At 67.2% G+C, this 17,714-nt stretch carries 15 protein-coding genes and 1 pseudogene; 12 read left to right on the top strand and 4 right to left on the bottom strand.

Annotation, left to right across the window (positions count from 1 at the left end):
- Window positions 1-84 precede the first annotated feature (84 nt).
- On the top strand, window positions 85-435 hold the full coding sequence (locus QPK29_RS04630) for a hypothetical protein (protein ID WP_160410359.1): 351 nt from the start codon (window positions 85-87) through the stop codon (window positions 433-435).
- A gap of 3 nt (window positions 436-438) precedes the next feature.
- On the opposite strand, the gene fdhD is transcribed toward QPK29_RS04630, so the two are convergent.
- A complete protein-coding gene (gene fdhD / locus QPK29_RS04625; protein WP_371770386.1) occupies window positions 439-1,278 on the bottom strand; it encodes a formate dehydrogenase accessory sulfurtransferase FdhD in 840 nt (279 codons plus the stop codon).
- A 17-nt stretch (window positions 1,279-1,295) separates the two neighbouring features.
- Complete coding sequence (locus QPK29_RS04620) at window positions 1,296-2,399, bottom strand: catalase family protein (protein ID WP_371770387.1); 1,104 nt, start codon at window positions 2,397-2,399, stop codon at window positions 1,296-1,298.
- Between the two features lie 176 nt (window positions 2,400-2,575).
- On the opposite strand from QPK29_RS04620, the gene QPK29_RS04615 reads away from it, so the two are divergent.
- The 11 genes and pseudogenes from QPK29_RS04615 to QPK29_RS04565 all read left to right on the top strand — a co-directional run bounded on the left by QPK29_RS04615 (window position 2,576) and on the right by QPK29_RS04565 (window position 16,114).
- Window positions 2,576-4,891, top strand: a complete 2,316-nt coding sequence (locus tag QPK29_RS04615) for an FdhF/YdeP family oxidoreductase (RefSeq protein ID WP_371770388.1) — start codon at window positions 2,576-2,578, stop codon at window positions 4,889-4,891.
- A 111-nt stretch (window positions 4,892-5,002) separates the two neighbouring features.
- Window positions 5,003-5,629, top strand: coding sequence for a response regulator (locus QPK29_RS04610; RefSeq protein WP_056132626.1), 627 nt, complete (start codon window positions 5,003-5,005; stop codon window positions 5,627-5,629).
- A gap of 55 nt (window positions 5,630-5,684) precedes the next feature.
- Window positions 5,685-7,655 carry a peptidase U32 family protein gene (locus QPK29_RS04605; protein ID WP_371770389.1) on the top strand — a complete coding sequence of 657 codons (1,971 nt, stop codon included), beginning with the start codon at window positions 5,685-5,687 and terminating at the stop codon, window positions 7,653-7,655.
- An 8-nt stretch (window positions 7,656-7,663) separates the two neighbouring features.
- The gene (locus QPK29_RS04600) at window positions 7,664-8,092 is read left to right on the top strand and encodes a hypothetical protein (protein WP_056132621.1); all 429 of its coding nucleotides are present in this window, start codon (window positions 7,664-7,666) and stop codon (window positions 8,090-8,092) included.
- Window positions 8,093-8,565: 473 nt separating this feature from the next.
- Window positions 8,566-8,712 (top strand): annotated as a pseudogene (locus tag QPK29_RS04595) (acetate kinase); the annotation flags it as partial.
- A gap of 333 nt (window positions 8,713-9,045) precedes the next feature.
- Window positions 9,046-10,380, top strand: a complete 1,335-nt coding sequence (locus tag QPK29_RS04590; protein ID WP_056132605.1) for a sigma-54 dependent transcriptional regulator — start codon at window positions 9,046-9,048, stop codon at window positions 10,378-10,380.
- Between the two features lie 283 nt (window positions 10,381-10,663).
- Entirely contained in the window at window positions 10,664-13,006 is a 2,343-nt protein-coding gene (locus QPK29_RS04585; RefSeq protein ID WP_400189729.1) for a hypothetical protein, read from the top strand.
- 59 nt (window positions 13,007-13,065) lie between these two features.
- Window positions 13,066-13,506, top strand: a complete 441-nt coding sequence (locus QPK29_RS04580) for a hypothetical protein (protein WP_371771757.1) — start codon at window positions 13,066-13,068, stop codon at window positions 13,504-13,506.
- A complete protein-coding gene (locus QPK29_RS04575; protein ID WP_056132597.1) occupies window positions 13,503-14,183 on the top strand; it encodes a C39 family peptidase in 681 nt (226 codons plus the stop codon). Before QPK29_RS04580 ends, QPK29_RS04575 begins: the two co-directional genes overlap by 4 nt.
- 11 nt (window positions 14,184-14,194) lie before the next feature.
- The gene (locus QPK29_RS04570) at window positions 14,195-14,698 is read left to right on the top strand and encodes a hypothetical protein (protein ID WP_056132594.1); all 504 of its coding nucleotides are present in this window, start codon (window positions 14,195-14,197) and stop codon (window positions 14,696-14,698) included.
- Between the two features lie 24 nt (window positions 14,699-14,722).
- Complete coding sequence (locus QPK29_RS04565; RefSeq protein WP_056132591.1) at window positions 14,723-16,114, top strand: autotransporter outer membrane beta-barrel domain-containing protein; 1,392 nt, start codon at window positions 14,723-14,725, stop codon at window positions 16,112-16,114.
- A 283-nt stretch (window positions 16,115-16,397) separates the two neighbouring features.
- Here the strand turns inward: QPK29_RS04565 and lpxO are convergent, their stop codons facing one another.
- Window positions 16,398-17,297: a lipid A hydroxylase LpxO gene (gene lpxO / locus QPK29_RS04560; protein ID WP_056129698.1), complete on the bottom strand. Its 900-nt coding sequence runs from the start codon at window positions 17,295-17,297 to the stop codon at window positions 16,398-16,400.
- A 120-nt stretch (window positions 17,298-17,417) separates the two neighbouring features.
- Window positions 17,418-17,648: a DUF6139 family protein gene (locus QPK29_RS04555; RefSeq protein ID WP_056129697.1), complete on the bottom strand. Its 231-nt coding sequence runs from the start codon at window positions 17,646-17,648 to the stop codon at window positions 17,418-17,420.
- Window positions 17,649-17,714 lie beyond the last annotated feature (66 nt).

Raw genomic sequence — 17,714 nt, 5'->3', positions numbered from 1 at the left:
GGCAGGCCAGCGCACGCGCAGTTCCCTATTGCTTTATTGAAATGCGTCACGAATAATGGCGCGACAATCATTCTCGACCGCACCATGAAGCAACCGGAAGACCTGAGCACGATCGAATTGCCGCTCGACGCGGCGCTGGCGAAGAAGCGCGGCCGTCCGCCGAAGGAGGACAAGCTCAGCGACGCCGAGCGGGCGCGCCGCTACCGTGCCCGCCAGAAGATGCGGCCGAAAGGCGTGTGGAATTACGAGCAGGTCACCACCCAGACGCGCGCGGAGATCGAACGCCTGCTGGGCAGCGCGGCGACGCGGCCGGCCGGGGAAGCGGAATTGGTGGCGCAATGGGCGTACGGCATGTTCCTGCTGTGGGACCGCGTCACGGCCCAGCGCCAGCACGCGGCCGACCGGGACGCGTTGCTGGCGCTCGTCTCCGGCTGATTGTCACGCGCCGGCCAGGCCGAGGCGGTCGGCGTGCGTATAGCAGACGAAGTCGTTCCCGCGCGCGAACGCGAGCAGCGTCAGCCCGGCCTTGTCGGCCAGTTCGACGGCGGCCAGGGTCGGCGCCGACATGCCGACGAGTGCCGACACGCCCGCCACCGCGGCCTTCTGCGCCATCTCGAAACTGACCCGGCTGGTGATCAACAGGAAACCGGCGCCGGGCGCCGCGCGTTCGCGCGCCATCGCGCCGATCACCTTGTCCAGCGCGTTGTGGCGGCCGACGTCCTCGCGCACGATGCGCAGGGTGCCGTCCATGCCGCACCAGGCGGCCGCGTGGGCCGCGCCGGTCAGCTTCGTCAGTGTCTGTTCCGCGCCGATCGCGCCCAGCGCGCGCCGTACGCCGTGGACGTGGAAGCCGCGCGCCGGCGTCAGGGACGGCAACGCGCGGCAGACTTGATCCAGGCTGTCCACGCCGCACAGGCCGCAGCCCGTGCGGCCCGTCAGGCTGCGGCGGCGCTCCTTCAGCGCCATGAACGCGCTACCGGCGATCTCGATCTGCACGGCGACGCCGCCCGCGGCCGGCTCGACGTCGATCCCGTAGCACTGGCCCGGCCCCACGATGATCTCTTCGCTCAGCGTGAAGCCCAGCGCAAAGTCTTCCAGGTCGGCCGGCGTGGCCATCATGACGGCATGCGAGATCCCGTTGTAGACCAGTGCGACGGGAACCTCGTCGACGACCAGGTCGTCCACCTCGGCGAGTACGCCCGCGCGCATGCGCAGCACACGCCGCGGCTGCGCCGTGGGCGGCAAGGCGTCGGTCTCGGGATCGTGAAGAGAATTCATCGACGCCGATGATAACATCAGCGCCGCGCCGCGGCTTTCACCCCCTCGACGTCGCGCGGCTCCGCGATCGGGCTGCCGTTGCGCTCCGCGCGGAAGCGCTTCGACATCGCATACACCGCCTTGCGCACCCGCATGATCGAGCCGAGCGGGCGATGCGCGGCCAGCGCATGCCACGGATTGAACTGCATGCCGTCGTCGACGAGGCGCGCCAGGTCCTCGCCATACGCCTTCTGCGGCGCCGCGCGCAGGCGCGCCACGGTCACGTACGGGCTCAAGTCTTCCGGCCATTCGACGGACGCGTCCTCGATCGGCATGCGGTCGATGTCCGTGCACAGCTGCACCCGCACTTCCCACTGTCCCCCTTCGTCCGCGAAATGGCCGACGACCGCGTCGCGCAGGCCGTCCGGGCGGCCCTCCAGGTCGACGTGGCTGCCCGCGAGCGCCATCAACGCGGGCGACACGGGCGCCACCTGCACCTTCGCCATGTAGCGGCCGTACAGGATCGGCACCTGGCTGTAATACGTCTCGCCGAGCGGATGCGTTTCCGGATGGCCGCCCAGCGCCTTCAACGTCACGCTGCCGCCGCCGACGGCTTCCACCGCCTGTTCGGCGCCGCGCGCCAGCGCGGAAAACAGGCGCTTGAGGTTCGGCGCCTTGTCCGTCGTCGCGGCCAGCAGTTTGGCGCTGCCGAGGAATTTCTGCGCGTTCGGCGCACTGAACACGGGACCGTTGACGAGCACGAAGTCCTGCGTGACGTCGTGCTCGCTCCCGCCCACGCGCGGGCCTTCGACGCCGACGACCTTGATCCCCATGCCGCGTGGCGTGGAAACGTCGTCCGCCAGCACGTCGCCCGGCGTCGTCGACAGCCGCATCACGACGGGATACGTGCCCGGCTGGGCGAACAGGCCCTGCGCGTACGCGTCCGGCAGCCCCGCCTCGACGGTCAGTTCGCCAACCAGCAGGCCGTGCGTCTTGGCGTGCACGCTGCGCAGCGCGCGGCCGGAATCCTCGTACGTCTTCGTGGAAATGCTGCGCATCGTCGTCTGCAGGTCGAAGGTGGTCTGCGCTTCGTCGTCTTCCAGGCTTTCGAAACGCGGTTCGAACGGGATCGGGGCGGTCATGATGGGGTCCAGTGGTTTGAATGATGATGGGCAGATCATCGGCGCGCGCGGCCCCGGCGGTCTGTGCAACGCCGTACGCAGTGCACGGATTTGCCGATTTTGCGTGTGCGCTGTCGAACAGACATGGTTGCGCCATCCGATCAAGCTCCACGGTATCGCGCATTGGGAGTCTGATCATGAGCAAGCACGGCGGCAAACCAAACGAACCGAACGAACCGCAAATCCCGGCCGGCGGCTGGGGCTCGGTGAAGGAAGTCACCACGATCCTGCTGAAGGAACGCGTCCCCCTCGAGGGCACGCAGTTGCTGATGCAGCAGAACAAGCCGGACGGCTTCATGTGCGTGAGCTGTTCATGGGCGAAGCCGGCCCATCCGCATCCGGCCGAGTTCTGCGAAAGCGGCGCCAAGGCGACGGCGTGGGAAATCACGAGCAAGCGCCTCGACCCGGCATTCTTCAAGCGCCATACGCTACGCGAACTGGAAGGCTGGAACGACCACGAACTCGAGGAAGCGGGCCGCCTGACGGTGCCCATGCGCTACGACGGCGCGCTGGACCGCTACGTGGAAATCACCTGGGACCGCGCGTTTGCCGAAATCGGTGCCGAACTGCGCAAGATGGATCCCAAACAGGTCGCGTTCTACAGCTCGGGCCGCGCCTCGCTGGAAACGTCGTACATGTACCAGCTGCTGGCGCGCATGTACGGCAACAACAACCTGCCGGACAGTTCCAACATGTGCCACGAAAGCACGTCCGTCGCGCTGCCGAAGACGATCGGCGTGCCGATCGGGACCGTCGTGCTGGACGACTTCGAACAGACCGACTGCATCTTCTTCTTCGGCCAGAACGTGGGCGTGAACAGCCCGCGCATGCTGCACCAGTTGCAGGAGGCGAGAAAGCGCGGCGTCCCCATCGTCACGTTCAATCCACTGCGCGAGCGCGGCCTCGTCAGCTTCGTGAACCCGCAATCCCCGCTCGAGATGCTGAGCGGCCACGAGACCGTGATCAGCACCCAGTACCACCAGGTGAAGGCCGGCGGCGACGTGGCGGCGCTGACGGGCCTGTGCAAGGCCGTGCTGGAGGCGGACGAGCGCGCACTGACGACCGGCGGACCGCGCGCCCTCGACACCGCCTTCATCGAAGAACATTGCCACGGCTTCGACGACTTCGCGGCCGCGATACGCGCCCGCACGTGGGACGAGATCGAAAAGGAATCGGGTCTCACGCAAGCGCAGATCGAGCAGGCGGCCGGCACGTACCTCCGTGCGAAGCAGGTGATCGGCATCTATGGCATGGGCCTCACGCAGCACCGCAACGGGGTGCTGAACGTGCAGATGCTCGTCAACGTCCTGCTGTTGCGGGGGAATATGGGCAAGCCGGGCGCCGGCATCTGCCCGGTGCGGGGCCACTCGAACGTGCAGGGGCAGCGTACGGTCGGCATCACGGAAAAGCCGGAACTGGCGCCGTTGGACAAGCTGAAGGCGCTGTACGGGTTCGAGCCGCCGCGCGACAAGGGCATGAACACCGTGGAGATGTGCGAGGCGATCAAGGGCGGCAAGCTGCAGGCGTTGATCAGCCTCGGCGGCAACCTCGTGCGCGCCGTGCCCGACCACGGCCAGATGGACGCCGCCTGGCGCGCCGTCCCGCTCACGGTGCAGATCTCGACCAAGCTGAACCGCAGCCACCTCGTGCACGGCAAGACGGCATACCTGCTGCCCTGCCTGGGCCGCATCGAGATCGACCGCCAGGCCAGCGGCGAGCAGTCCGTGTCGATGGAAGATTCCACGGGCTGCATGCACGGCTCGCGCGGCCGCGCCGAACCGGCGGCGGACACGCTCTTGTCCGAACCGGCCATCGTGGCCGGCCTGGCGAAGGCGACGCTGGACCCGAATTCGAAGGTCGACTGGGATGGATGGGTGGCGGACTATGCGAAGGTGCGCGACGCCATCGCCGCGACGTACCCGAAGATCTTCCACGATTTCAACGAGCGCATGTGGCAGCCTGGCGGTTTCCGCAAACCGCTGGCGGCAGCGGACCGCAAGTGGAACACGCCGACCGGCAAGGCGAATTTCACCGTGCCGGACACCTTGTCCGCGGACCCCGACATGCCCGTGCCCGAGGACGCCCTGCGCCTGTTCACAGTGCGCAGCGACGGCCAGTTCAACACGACGATCTACAGCCTGGAAGACCGTTTCCGCGGCGTGCAGGACCGCGACGTCCTGTTCATGGCCGGCACGGACATGGCCCGCCTGGGCCTGGCCGACGGTGACATTGTCACGGCCAGCACGGCCGTCGACGATGGCGTCGAGCGCAAGGTCGAAGGCTTGCGCGTCGTGGAATACAGCGTACCGGCCGGCTGCGTCGCGGGCTATTTCCCGGAGTGCAATCCGCTGATTCCGCTCTGGCACTATGCGAAGGAGAGCAAGGTGCCGGCCGCGAAATCCATCGCGATCCGGGTCGAACGCACGGGCGGGACGGGGCGGCCGCTGCATTGACTGTTGCCATTTTGGTATTGGTGCGTAAATATTGCTGTCATAGATTGTGATTATTTGATAGATTCCTAAGTGCATCAGACGGAATCTTTCAAACAACATGATCTGGCAGCCATGACATCGCCCCACCGCCCGACCTCACCGGAACCCGGTTTCGACGCCGCCGCCTACTGCAATACCCGGCAGGCGGCCGCCATGCTGGGCGTGTCGCACCGCACGGTGCAGCTGTGGGTGGAAAGCGGCACCCTGGAAGCGTGGAAGACGGCCGGCGGCCACCGGCGCATCGCGCTGGCGTCGATCGAACGACACGTCGAGCGCCGGCGCCAGGCGATGCTGGAGCGTACGGCGCCCGCGCGCTACAAGGTGCTGCTCGTGGACGACGACGCGTCGACCATGGCGCGGTACGAGGGGGCGATGTCCGGCTGGGACCTGCCGCTGGACGTCGTCCGGGTCGGCAACGGTTTCGAAGCGCTGATCCGCATCGGCGAGACGCGACCGCACCTGCTCGTCGGCGACCTCAGCATGCCGGGCGTGGACGGCCTGCGCATGATCCGTACGCTGCGCGCGAGCGAGGCCTACCGCGACATGGCCATCGTCGTCACGAGCGGGCTGGATCCGGCCACGATCCGGGCCATGGGCCTGCCGGACGACATCCCGGTTCTGCCCAAGCCGGTGGCGCCCGAGGCGCTGCGCACGGCCATCGAAGACGTCCTGCACGTCGAGGTGCACGCCGAACGGTGACATAAGCCCTTGATCTGGCTATAATTTCCGCCTTCGTCAGCCAGGATCACCCGCCATGTCACTGCTCGCCCACCAGCTCGAACTGCTGTCCCCCGCCAAAACCGCCGAGATCGGCCGCGAAGCCATCCTGCACGGCGCGGACGCGGTCTACATCGGCGGTCCCGCATTCGGCGCGCGCCACAACGCCAGCAACACGCTGGAAGACATCGCGGGCCTCGTCGAATTCGCGCACCGCTACCGCGCGCGCATCTTCGTCACCATGAACACGATCCTGCACGACGCCGAGCTGGAAACGGCCGAACAGCAGATCCGCCAGCTGTACGACGCCGGCGTCGACGCGCTGATCGTGCAGGACATGGCGATGTTCGAACTGGACCTGCCGCCGATCCAGCTGCACGCGAGCACGCAGTGCGACATCCGCTCCGTGGAAAAGGCGAAGTTCCTGTCGCAGGTCGGCTTTTCGCAGCTGGTGCTGGCGCGCGAGCTGACCATCGAACAGATCAAGGCCATCCGCGCCGAGGTCGACACGCCGCTCGAATACTTCATCCACGGCGCGCTGTGCGTCGCGTTCTCCGGCCAGTGCTACATCTCGCACGCGGACACGGGCCGCAGCGCCAACCGCGGCGACTGCTCGCAGGCGTGCCGCCTGCCGTACACGCTGTCGGACGGCCAGGGCCGCGTCGTCGCCTACGAAAAACACCTGCTGTCGATGAAGGACAATGACCAGAGCCGCAACCTGGAAGCGCTCGTCGACGCCGGGATCCGCTCCTTCAAGATCGAAGGCCGCTACAAGGACATGGGCTATGTGAAGAACATCACCGCTCACTACCGCCTGCTGCTGGACGAGATCCTGGAACGCCGTCCGGAACTGGCGCGCGCGTCGAGCGGCCGTACGCAAGTGATGTTCACGCCGGACGTCGACAAGAACTTCCACCGCGGCCACACGGATTATTTCGCCCAGGGCCGCCAGCAGACCATCGGTGCGTTCGATTCGCCGAAGTACGTGGGCGTGGAGCTGGGCACCGTCGCGCGCATCGGCGGTGACAATTTCGATCTCGTCACGAATTCGCCGATGGCCAATGGCGACGGCCTGAACTACATGCACAAGCGCGAGACGGTCGGCATCCAGGCGAACACCGTGCAAAAGCTGTCGGAGGACGAAGACGGCCAGCGCTGGCGCGTGTTCCCGAACGAGGGCCTGGCCACCTTGCCGGGCCTGAAGGTCGGCACCGTCATCCACCGCAACCGCGACCACCAGTGGGAAGCGGCCCTCAACAAGAAATCGTCCGACCGCAAGGTGCGCGCGGACCTGCGGCTGGAAGACACGGCCGACGGCCTGCGTCTGACCGTCACCGACGAGGACGGCATCACGACGACGACCGCGGCCAGCCTCGCGCTGCAGCCGGCCCAGCAGGCCGACCAGGCGCTGGCGGGCCTGCGCACGAGCCTCGCCAAGCTGGGCAACACGATGTTCGAGGCGGGCACGATAGCCGTCAGCCTGTCGCAGCCGTGGTTCGTGCCGGCGAGCGCCATCAACGGCCTGCGCCGCGATGCCATCGCCGCCCAGGAAGCGGCGCGCCTCGCGGCGTGGCAGCGTCCCGAGCGCGCGCAGCCGGTCGAACCGCCGGCCGCGTATCCGGACACCCAGCTCAGCTACCTGGCCAATGTCTACAACGAGAAGGCGCGCGCGTTCTACCGCAAGCACGGCGTGCAGCTGATCGCGGCCGCGTACGAATCGCACGAGGAACCGGGCGAAGTGTCGCTGATGATCACCAAGCACTGCCTGCGCTTCTCGTTCAACCTGTGCCCCAAGCAGGCCAAGGGTGTGCAGGGCGTGCAGGGCCAGGTGCGGGCGGAGCCGATGACGCTCGTGTCCGGCGACGAAACCTACACGCTGAAATTCGATTGCAAGCCGTGCGAGATGCACGTGATGGGCGCGATGAAACCAGGCATCCTGAATTCGCCGCCGCCGTCCGCCATTCCGTACAGCCCGCTCGTCTTCCACCGCCAGCGTCCGCGCGCATGAGGCCCTTGATGATCCTGCGCACTTCTCTACTGCTGGCCCTGCTGGGCGCGACGGGCGTGGCCCTGGCCGACGATGCCGCCATCCTGGCATGCCGCAAGCTGGCCGACGGCGCCGCGCGCCTGGGCTGCTATGACGCGATTCCCGCCGCAGCGCGTCCGGCGGCCGCGGCCGCGCAAGCCTTCGGCCTCGAGCAGAAGACGCCCGAGGAACCGGCTCGCTCGATCGAGAGCACGATCGTCGGCACGGTCGCCGGCTGGGGCCCGGCTACGCTGTTCACCCTCGCCAACGGCCAGGTGTGGAAAGTGGTCGACGGCAGCTCGGCGGACCTTGCGCCGGTGAGCAATCCGCCGGTCAAGATCGTGCGCAATATGTTCGGCACTCTGTTCCTGGAGATCGAAGGCACCAACGCCTCGCCCAAGGTCCGGCGCGTCCGCTGACTCTTTTCTCCATTTTTTTCTCCATTCGTCCAGCGCGCTCGTGCCTTCGCACGAGCCTGTCGCTTCCAGGCCGCGCCTGCCTGCGGTGTGCGCGCCTGTCCCGTTAAGATGGCCGTAACGGCGCCTTGACAAACCGTACCAGGAGGCAGGGCCGCACGGTGTCCGTGCGCACGCAACTCGCGGCCGTCCCGCCGTGATCGGCCATGGCGCGGACCGGCCATGCTCCTGGAGGTGGACCATGCGCAAGCGCCTGCTCTGCATCGCTCCCGACGACGCGCACACCGCCGCGCTCATGACCGGTCCCATCCACGACTGGGACACCTGTTGCGTGGACAACCTGGCCGATGCGGACCGCGTGCTGCGCGCGGACGGCTATCCCGTCGGCCTGCTGCTGCGCACACGCGCGCTGCTGCGGTCCTTCGATCTCGACGGTTTCCTGCGGCGCCACCGCGACACGGCGTGGATCGGCGTGTTCCGCCCGCATCCAGCTGGGCACGCTGCTGCTCGGCGCGTCGTACCGCCTCGATGCGCACCGCACCGTGAACGTGTCCGTGGGCGCAGGTCTCACGCGCGACACGCCGGACGTGACCCTCACGGCCCGCATGCCGTTCGGTTTTTGACCCGTCCCTTCCGCCACCTCCCCCCAGCGATGGGGGGTTCCCCTTCCGCAATCGGGAAAAAGCCACACGGCGGCAGTTATTTCCTTGACCACGACGAGGATCGGTTACACGATTGTGACTAATTGTAACCACCTGTCGATATCTATCGTCCGCCACGAATATTTCACGAGCGGCATAATATTAAACAAAGATCAACTGATAATAAGAAATTGCTAACAGGCTACAGAACAGCAGTCTCGGTTACACCCAGTTACACTTGTCAATAAATTATGCCGGCTCTCCCATTCGTCTGCCGCCGTTGCGAGGACCGGCCGATTACCCGATGGAGGATGGATGACCCGAAAGCGCCTGCTGTGCATTGCCCCGGATGACAAGGGTGCGCGCGCCCTGCTCAATGAGGCAATGCTCGACTGGGAGATCCGCAGTGTCAGCAACCTCGGCGAAGCCGGGCGCGAACTGCGTAACGACCGTTACCTGGTCGGCCTGCTCGTGCACGACCGCGAGCAGCACCGGCCGGCCGAAGTGGACACCTTTCTGCGCCGCTACAGCCATATGCAGTGGGTCGGCGTATTCAGCCCGCGCGATCTCGAATCCGCGCCCTGCCGCGACCTCGTCGTGGAGCACCTGTGCGATTACCACACGGCCCCCGTCGATCCGGTCCGGCTGGCCCACACGCTGGGCCATGCGCACGGCTGGGCGATGCTGCGCCGGCGGCCCAGCGCCAACGACGGGCACGACGATCCCGCATCGCCGCTGGTCGGCGGCTGCGACGCGATCGCACGGCTGCGCGCGCAGGTGTCGCGCGTCGCCAAGGTCGCGGCGCCCGTGCTGATCTGGGGAGAAAGCGGCAGCGGCAAGGAGTTGACGGCCCAGGCGATCCACGCGCAGTCGGACCGGGCCGCGGGACCGTTCGTCCCCATCAACTGCGGCGCCATCGCGCCGAGCCTGATCCACTCCGAGCTGTTCGGCTACGAGCGCGGGGCGTTCACGGGCGCGACGCGGGGCAAGGCCGGCCTGATCGAGTCGGCGGACGGCGGCACGCTGTTCCTCGACGAGATCGGCGACCTGCCGAAGGACCTGCAGGCCAACCTGCTGCGCTTCCTGCAGGAGAAGACGATCTGCCGCCTCGGCAGTACCCGCAACATCCGCGTGGACGTGCGGGTGATCGCCGCGTCGCACGTCCAGCTGCAGCAGGCCGTCGCGAGCGGCGCATTCCGCGAGGACTTGTACTACCGCCTCGCCGTGCTGCCGGTGACGGTACCGCCGTTGCGCGAACGGCGCGACGACCTGGTCACGCTGGCCGAGTACTTCTTCCACATGTACGCGAGCGAAAAATCGCCGCGCCTGAAGGGCTTTTCCAACCGGGCGATCGAGGCGATCCTCGACCACGACTGGCCAGGCAATGTGCGCGAACTGATCAACCGGGTGCGGCGGGCACTGGTCATGTCGGACGGCCGCCTGATCATGCCGGAAGACCTGGGGCTGACGCGCGGGATCATGGCGCCGACGCCCGCCGCGCTGGACGACACCCGCATGCGTTCCGAGCGGCGCGCCCTGCGCGAATGCCTGGACCGCAGCGGCCACAACGTGAGCCGCGCGGCGCGCGACCTGGGTGTATCGCGCACGACGATGTACCGTTTGCTGAGCAAGCACGGCATGCGCGAGTGACGCGTGTGCGGCATGTGGCACAAGTGGACAAGGTGTCCACTTTTTTTTGGGTGTTGCAGCGTGTATGTGGACAGAGTTGTGCCGGAAGTGAAACAGTTTTTCGATATTTTCGGTAAATCGTACCGGATTTTCTCTGACAGTCGTGTAGGAAGATCCGTACAAAGCCAACAAAAACAAAGGGTTAGCGAGCTCTGCAGTGAGGCTGGCACTGAAACTGCAAAGGGATGGAGGTCGGCGCTACAGCCGACCCATCACCAACCATCAAACCCAGAGGGGAACTCGAATGAACAAGACTTTGCTCGTGACTGCCATTTCGCTGGCATTCTCGCTGACCGCACAAGCCCAGGATGGCGTCAATGCGAACGGCGGCGGCGCCACCGTCACGCAGACGACGACCCGCACGTCGGACAGCAGCGACAACAGCACCCGTAACTCGAACAATACCTCGGACAGCAGCAACAACAGCACCAACACCTCGGACAGCAGCAACAACAGCACGAACACGAGCACGGCGACCGCGAACTCGGACCAGAACAACAACAAGAGCACCAACACGACGACGACGACCACGTCGACCGACAACAGCAACCGCAGCACCAACACGGCCGACAACAGCGACCGCAGCGACAACAGCAACCGCAGCAGGACGACCACGACGACCGACAACAGCAACCGCAGCACCAACACGGCCGACAACAGCAACCGCAGCGACAACAGCAACCGCAGCACGAACACCGACAACAGCAACCGCAGCGTCACCACCACGACGACCAACCGGTCGACGGACAACAGCGACAACAGCACCCGTAACTCGAACAACACCTCGGACAGCAGCAACAACAGCACCAACAACACCTCGACCAACCGCACGGTCTCGAACTCGACGACCACCACGACCAACCGCGACAACGACAACAGCACGGGCAAGAACAACAGCTCGGGCGACTCGACCGCGTCCGCGACCGGCTCCGTGGCCGTGAACAACGGCGGCACCGCGACGTCGAACTTCTCGAACAGCTTCAACACCTCGTCGTCCAACAACACGGCCAACCTGACGGGCCGCGTGTCGGGCAACACCATCTCGAACATCGGCAACGTCGCCACCAACACCGGTAACGCCAACGGCGCCGCCGGCACGGCGGGCAACGGCGCAGCCGGCACCGGCGGCGGCATCTCGGCGACCGCCGGCGCGGGCGGCAGCGCGGGCAGCGCGAACGGCGCAGCCGGTTCGGCCGGCGGCCTGGCCACCAACGGCGGCGCCAGCGCAGGCGGCGCCACCATCGGCGGCGCGACCGCGGGTGCGGGCGGCGCAGGCGGCATGGCGACGGGCGCCACCAGCGGCAACGGCGGCCGCGGCGCAGCGGGTGGCATGGGTGGCAGCACCGGCACGGTCGCCGCCACGGGCGGCGCAGGCGCGGCCAGCGGCGCAGCCACGGGCACCGGCGGTGCGGGTGCAGCGGGCGGCATGGCCGGCAACGCGATGGGCGGCAACGGCGGCGCGTCGGGCGACCTGTCGGGCGGTAACGGTGGCGCCAGCGGTGCGACGACGGCCGGCCTGGGCGGCGCCGGCGGCAGGACCGGTGCGGCCACGGGCGGTGCCGGCGGCGCCGGTGCGGCAGGCGGCGCGGGCGGCGCAGGTGCGGCGGGCGCCATGGGCGGCACCGGCGGTGCAGGCGGCGCGGCAGGTTCGGCAGGCAATGCCGGCTCGACCGCATCGAACGCGGCCACGGGCGGCATGACCCGCGCCGGCGGCAGCTGGGCAACGTCGGGCGCCGGCGGTTCCTCGTCGGCCGACGGCGGCACGGGCGGCGCCAGCGGCACCGCCACCTCGGGTTCGCCCGTCTCGACCGGCGGCGCCACCACCAGCGGTGCGTCGACCTCGACGGCAGGCACCACGACCGGCGGCGCCGGCGGTGCAGGCGCAGCGGGTGCGGCCGGCGGCGCCGGCGGTGCGGGTGCGGCAGGTGCGGCAGGCGGTGCTGGCGCCGCAGGTGCCGCCGGCTCGAACATGGCAGGTAACGGCGCGGCAGGCGGCGCAGCGACCGGCGCGGCAGGTGGTGCGGGCGCAGCCCTGACCTCGACGGCCGGCAACGCTGCCGGCAACACGGGCGGCGCCGGCGGCGCGGGCGGTGCCGGTGCGGCAGGTTCGGCGACCTCGGGCGCAGGCGGCGCAGGTGCTGCCGGCACGGCAACCTCGGGCGCGGGTGGTGCGGGCGCAGCAGGCGGTGCGGGTGCGGCCAGCGGCATGGCCTCGAACACGGCAGGCGCAGGTGCCGCCGGCGGTTCGGCCACGACCGGCAGCGCCACGACCGGTTCGGCAACCGTGGGTGATTCGACCGCCGGCAACGGCGGCGCAGGCGGCGCGGGCGGCTCGACCACCGGCGGCGCAGGCGGCGCACTGGCCAACATCACGGCCGGCGTGGGCACGGGCGGCCTGGGCGGTGCGGGCACCGGCGGCAACGGCGGTTCGAACACCGTCAATGCCGGGTCCTTCGACATGTCCAACAACATGAGCGGTGTCGGCCAGTCGGCTGCGGGCGTGATGGTGATCAGCCAGAACAACGGCTTCTCCTCGCTGGTCCAGCAGAGTGTCAACGTCCAGAGCAACCTGGCTGTCGGCAAGTAATGCCAAGGACCGCCGTGCCCGCGGGCACGGCGGTTTTTCGATGCAACCGGGGGTAGAGAATGCAGTCATCACTCAAGAGTAGCGTCAGCAACCGCGTGTGCAGCTTCGCTGTGCTCGCGGTCTGCGCATCCGCGGCCTGGGCAGGACCGGAACTCGCGGTTCCCGCCCGGGATAGCGCGCCGGCCGCCCAGCCGGCCGCGGGTGCCGACAACGGTGCCGGCAAGTCAGCCCAGGCGCAAGACTCGCTCGGGTTCGGCCCCGCCGCCGACCTGGGCAAGCTGGAGCATTCGCGCGGTGGGACGGACACGTTCAACACCAGCAACAACGCGAATCTCGGCGGGGTCGTGAGCGGCAACAGCGCGGTGAACGTCATCACGGGGTCGAACACGATCGATGCCGGCGCGTTCGCCAATATGTCGGGCATACCGGTGGTCATCCAGAACAGCGGCGCGAACGTCCTGATCCAGAACGCCACCATCGTCAACCTGCAGTTCAAATGAAGTACGGCGCCCTGCCCCTGCTGCTGTGCGCACTGGCGGGCGCTGCCCGCGTGGATGCGGCCGACCTGCCGATCGCGGGCGGCGCCCGGTTCGACGTACCGGTCAAGAGCATGCGCGAACTGCGCTTCACCTCGACGACCCGCCAGCAATACGACTTCAGCTGCGGCTCGGCCGCCCTGGCCACGCTGCTGACCTATCACTACGGCTATCCGATCAGCGAAACGACCGCCTTCAAGGCGATGTGGGAAATCGGTGACCAGGCCAAGATCCGGCGCGAAGGCTTTTCGCTGCTGGACATGCAGCGCTATCTCGCAAAGATCGGCTACAAGGCGGACGGCTTCCAGGTGCCGTTGCAGAAACTGTTCGACAGCAAACTGCCCGCCATCGTGCTGATCTCCGAGAAGGGCTACAACCACTTCGTCGTGATCAAGGGCGCGGACGACGGGCGCATCCTGCTGGGCGATCCGTCCAGCGGCACGCGCTCCGTGACGCGCGAGCACTTCGAATCCATCTGGCCGACCCGGCTGCTGTTCGTGATCCACGACGCGCCCGGCAAGCCTTCGTTCAACGCCGACCTCGACTGGCGCGCCGCGCCGCGCGCACCGCTGGCCGAGGGAGTGACCCGGACCGCGATCGACATGACGACGCTGCCGAAATTCGGTCCCGGCGACTTTTGACAGGAGACCCCATGCGCATCCCCGTCCAGATCGGCCTCGTGCTGGCCAGCGCCGCGATCGCGACGCAGGGCTATGCCGGCGGCCCGGACAATCCGTTCACCAGCGACAACGCCGTGGCGGCCGACTCGCTGGACGACTACCGCGGCGGCTTCATCACCGACAACGGCCTGGCGGTGTCGCTCGGCATCGAGCGCATCGTCACGATCAACGGCAACGTGGCCGAACGCAGCCAGCTGGAGCTCGGCGACCTCGGCAAGCTGACGAGCGGCCACAGTACGCTGACCGCCGACATGGCGAACCAGGTGCGGCTGATCCAGAACGGCGGCGGCACGTTCAACGTCCAGATGGGCGACACGACGCTGGGCGGCACCGTCATCCAGAACAGCCTGAACAACCAGTTGATCAACAACCAGACCATCATCAATGCAAGCGTGAACGCACGCGGACTGTTGCAGTCCATGAACTTCCAGTCCAGCCTCGCGAACGCGCTCAATACCGCCGCCACCGGCAGGTGACGGATTTTTACCTGGAGAACACCTATGCATAAAATTCCAGCGCTGTACGGCGTGATTGGTGTCAGCGTGGCCCTGGCGGCCATCCCGGCCGGTGCCCAGTCCGGTCCTGACCTCCTCGAGCAGCTCAAGATCATGCGACAACAGCTGGAAGAGCAGCGTGCGCGCGTCGACGAACTGGAACGCCAGTTGCGCGCGAGCGGCGTGGCGCCGCCCGCGAACACCGCGACGGCGGCGGCCCCGTCCCAGCTCGAGCGGATGCGCGGCACCGGCAACCTGCCGGCGCCCCAGCCCGACGCGCCCGTGCAGGTGCAGGCCGGCCCGCTCGACGCGCCGCCCAGGCTCGCCGTGCCGTTCGCGGATCCGGTCTATCCGGGCCGCCTGGCGCCGCTGCGCGGCACGGGCGGTGGCGGCCAGGCCCAGGCGGGCAACGATGCCGTCGGCCGCCCGCCCGCGCCCAAGACACCGGAAGTGGCGCCGATCTTCGAGACCCCGGGCGTGCTCACGCCGCGGGGTAAAGTCGTGTTCGAGCCGTCCGTGCAGTACGGCTATTCGTCCAGCAACCGCGTCGCCCTCGTCGGCTACACGGTGATTCCGGCCTTGCTGATCGGCCTGCTGGACGTGCGCGAAGTGAAGCGCAACACGACGACGGCCACCGCCACGTTCCGCTACGGCTTCGACAATCGCCTGGAATTCGAAGCGAAGATCCCGTACGTCTACCGCAGCGATTCGACCGTCAGCCGCGAACTGTTCACGGGCACGGCGGCCGAACGCGCGTTCGAGACGAGCGGCAAGGGCATCGGCGACATCGAGCTGGGCTGGCGCTACCAACTGAACGACGGCGGCGTCGACACCCCGTACTACATCGCCGGCCTGCGCTTCAAGTCGCGCACGGGCCGCGATCCATTCGAGGTCGTGACGGATTGCCAGACGCGCTGCGTGGGCCAGAACGTCACCGGCACGGGCCTGCCGCTCGATCTGCCGACCGGCTCGGGCTTCTATTCGGTGCAGCCGAGCGTGACGTGGCTGCTGCCGTCCGATCCCGCCATCTTCTTCGGCGGCTTCAGCTACACGAAGAACTTCAAGCGCGGCAACGTCTACCGCACCGTGCTGAACGGCAGCAAGGAACTGCTGGGCACGGTGGAACCGGGCGACGTCTTCGGCTTCAACTTCGGCATGGGTCTCGCGCTGAACGAGCGGGCGTCGTTCAGCATCGGCTACGACCACAATTCGGTCGGCCGGATGCACCAGAACGGCCTGGTCATTCCGGGTTCCGTGCGCGTGCAGCTCGGTACGCTGCTGCTCGGCTACTCGTACCGCCTGAAAAACAACCGGACCCTGAGCGTATCGGTGGGCGCGGGCCTCACGCGCGATACACCGGACGTCACGCTAATGGTCAGGATGCCCTTCACGTTCTGAGTATCCCCTTTGGCCGCAAGGCGCGGCCCAACAAACCGGGCCGCGCTTGCGGCCCTTTTTAAATTCGGGGGCAGAGCACATTTTCGATCAATTACTCCGCGCATCAATCGGCATCGCGGCATTCCCGTGCCGCCGTCACAACGTGCCGCGCAAGACAGCGAACGTATGATGGCAGGCGGCCACTTTTCCGCCGGAGATCTTGCCCAAAAAAGTGCTCTGACCCCGAATCTGGGAAACGAAAAAAGGCCGCGATTGCGGCCCGTTTCTTTGTCGGAGAGATGGATCAGAGGTAGTAGACGAGTGCCGCGACGCCCACGATCAGCGCGACCTTCGTTGCTTTATAGGCCGTCTTGTTCCACGCCTTGTAGCGGCGGCGGTACTGGCCCATCACGTACGAAACGCGGAACAGCTTGCTGACGAGGCCCGTCTGGTCGCCGCTCTCGTTGGGCGAGGCGGCCGCCGTCATCATCGTGCGGCCCAGCCAGCGGTTGACGGCCTGCATCCAGCCGAAGCGCATCGGGCGCTCGACGTCGCAGAACAGGATCAGGCGGTCGCTGTCGCTGGCGTTCTCGGCCCAGTGGATGAACGTTTCGTCGAAGATGACGCCCTGGCCGTCGCGCCAGCTGTAGCGCTGGCCGTCGACTTCGATGAAGCAGCGGTCGTCGTTCGGCGTGGCCAGCCCCAGGTGGTAGCGCATCGAGCCCGCGAACGGGTCGCGGTGCGGGTTCAGCTTCGCGCCCGGCGGCAGCTCGGCGAACATCGCCGCCTTCACCGACGGGATGCCCTGCAGCAGCGCGTACGTCTGCGGACACAGGCGCTCGGCCGACGGGTGGCTCGCGTCGTACCACTTCAGGTAGAAGCGCTTCCAGCCCGTCTTGAAGAAGGAATTGAAACCGGCGTCGTTGTTCTCCTCGGACGCCTTGATCTTCTTCATCTCGATGAGGCGCAGGCCTTCCTCACGGATCGTCGGCCAGTTGTCCTGCAGGACGGACAATTCGGGGAATTCACGGACCGGGATGTACGGCGTGCTGGGCACCTTCGAGAACAGGTGCATGAAGATATTGATCGGCGCCATGAACGACGAATGGTCGAACAGCTGCCGGCCGAACGGCAGGCGGACCTTGCCACGGAAATGGATGTGCAGGACCGAGAGCACGAGAAAACCGACTACGAACCACTTCATGACGCCTCCGACTGAACGAGGCGCAAGGATACCATATGCGATACGCGGCCGTACGCCCTCCACCCCGGCTGGTCGGGACGGACGGCGTACGGCCGCGAATGTGGTGCTACCGAGACAGCGTCAGTGCATCGTCGACGACGTGACGGCGTAGCCTTTTTCCGCCAGCTGGGCGTTCAGGTTCTGGATATCGTAATCGGGCAGGTGTCCGGCATCGTCGTCGACTTCGAAAGCCCGGGCTTCGACCTCCCAGTCGGTATTCGTGGCTTCCTCGGGGATATTGCGGGTCTCGGGGACGGCCAGGTAAGAAAACTTGCCGTCGTGTTCGGCTCTGCGGTAGATGTCCAGGCGCATAGTCACTCCTTTAAAAGCATGGCTGTCGAATGAAAGCCATCAGTATGGGCACGATAGGCGAATGGT

The sequence above is a fragment of the Massilia orientalis genome, assembly GCF_030411975.2.
In the GTDB taxonomy this organism is placed as follows: domain Bacteria; phylum Pseudomonadota; class Gammaproteobacteria; order Burkholderiales; family Burkholderiaceae_D; genus Telluria; species Telluria orientalis.
The sequence above is the reverse complement of the archived record's forward strand: the minus strand, read 5'-3'. Positions and strand labels throughout refer to the sequence as shown.

What these genes read in the sequence shown, in the direction of transcription:
- lpxO (WP_056129698.1), bottom strand. Translation starts at nt 17,297, where the DNA reads ATGAAGTGGTTCGTAGTCGGTTTTCTCGTGCTCTCGGTCCTGCACATC.
- QPK29_RS04565 (WP_056132591.1), top strand. Translation starts at nt 14,723, where the DNA reads ATGCATAAAATTCCAGCGCTGTACGGCGTGATTGGTGTCAGCGTGGCC.
- QPK29_RS04580 (WP_371771757.1), top strand. Translation starts at nt 13,066, where the DNA reads ATGCAGTCATCACTCAAGAGTAGCGTCAGCAACCGCGTGTGCAGCTTC.
- QPK29_RS04615 (WP_371770388.1), top strand. Translation starts at nt 2,576, where the DNA reads ATGAGCAAGCACGGCGGCAAACCAAACGAACCGAACGAACCGCAAATC.
- QPK29_RS04570 (WP_056132594.1), top strand. Translation starts at nt 14,195, where the DNA reads ATGCGCATCCCCGTCCAGATCGGCCTCGTGCTGGCCAGCGCCGCGATC.
- QPK29_RS04620 (WP_371770387.1), bottom strand. Translation starts at nt 2,399, where the DNA reads ATGACCGCCCCGATCCCGTTCGAACCGCGTTTCGAAAGCCTGGAAGAC.
- QPK29_RS04585 (WP_400189729.1), top strand. Translation starts at nt 10,664, where the DNA reads ATGAACAAGACTTTGCTCGTGACTGCCATTTCGCTGGCATTCTCGCTG.
- fdhD (WP_371770386.1), bottom strand. Translation starts at nt 1,278, where the DNA reads ATGAATTCTCTTCACGATCCCGAGACCGACGCCTTGCCGCCCACGGCG.
- QPK29_RS04630 (WP_160410359.1), top strand. Translation starts at nt 85, where the DNA reads ATGAAGCAACCGGAAGACCTGAGCACGATCGAATTGCCGCTCGACGCG.
- QPK29_RS04555 (WP_056129697.1), bottom strand. Translation starts at nt 17,648, where the DNA reads ATGCGCCTGGACATCTACCGCAGAGCCGAACACGACGGCAAGTTTTCT.
- QPK29_RS04605 (WP_371770389.1), top strand. Translation starts at nt 5,685, where the DNA reads ATGTCACTGCTCGCCCACCAGCTCGAACTGCTGTCCCCCGCCAAAACC.
- QPK29_RS04590 (WP_056132605.1), top strand. Translation starts at nt 9,046, where the DNA reads ATGACCCGAAAGCGCCTGCTGTGCATTGCCCCGGATGACAAGGGTGCG.
- QPK29_RS04600 (WP_056132621.1), top strand. Translation starts at nt 7,664, where the DNA reads ATGATCCTGCGCACTTCTCTACTGCTGGCCCTGCTGGGCGCGACGGGC.
- QPK29_RS04610 (WP_056132626.1), top strand. Translation starts at nt 5,003, where the DNA reads ATGACATCGCCCCACCGCCCGACCTCACCGGAACCCGGTTTCGACGCC.
- QPK29_RS04575 (WP_056132597.1), top strand. Translation starts at nt 13,503, where the DNA reads ATGAAGTACGGCGCCCTGCCCCTGCTGCTGTGCGCACTGGCGGGCGCT.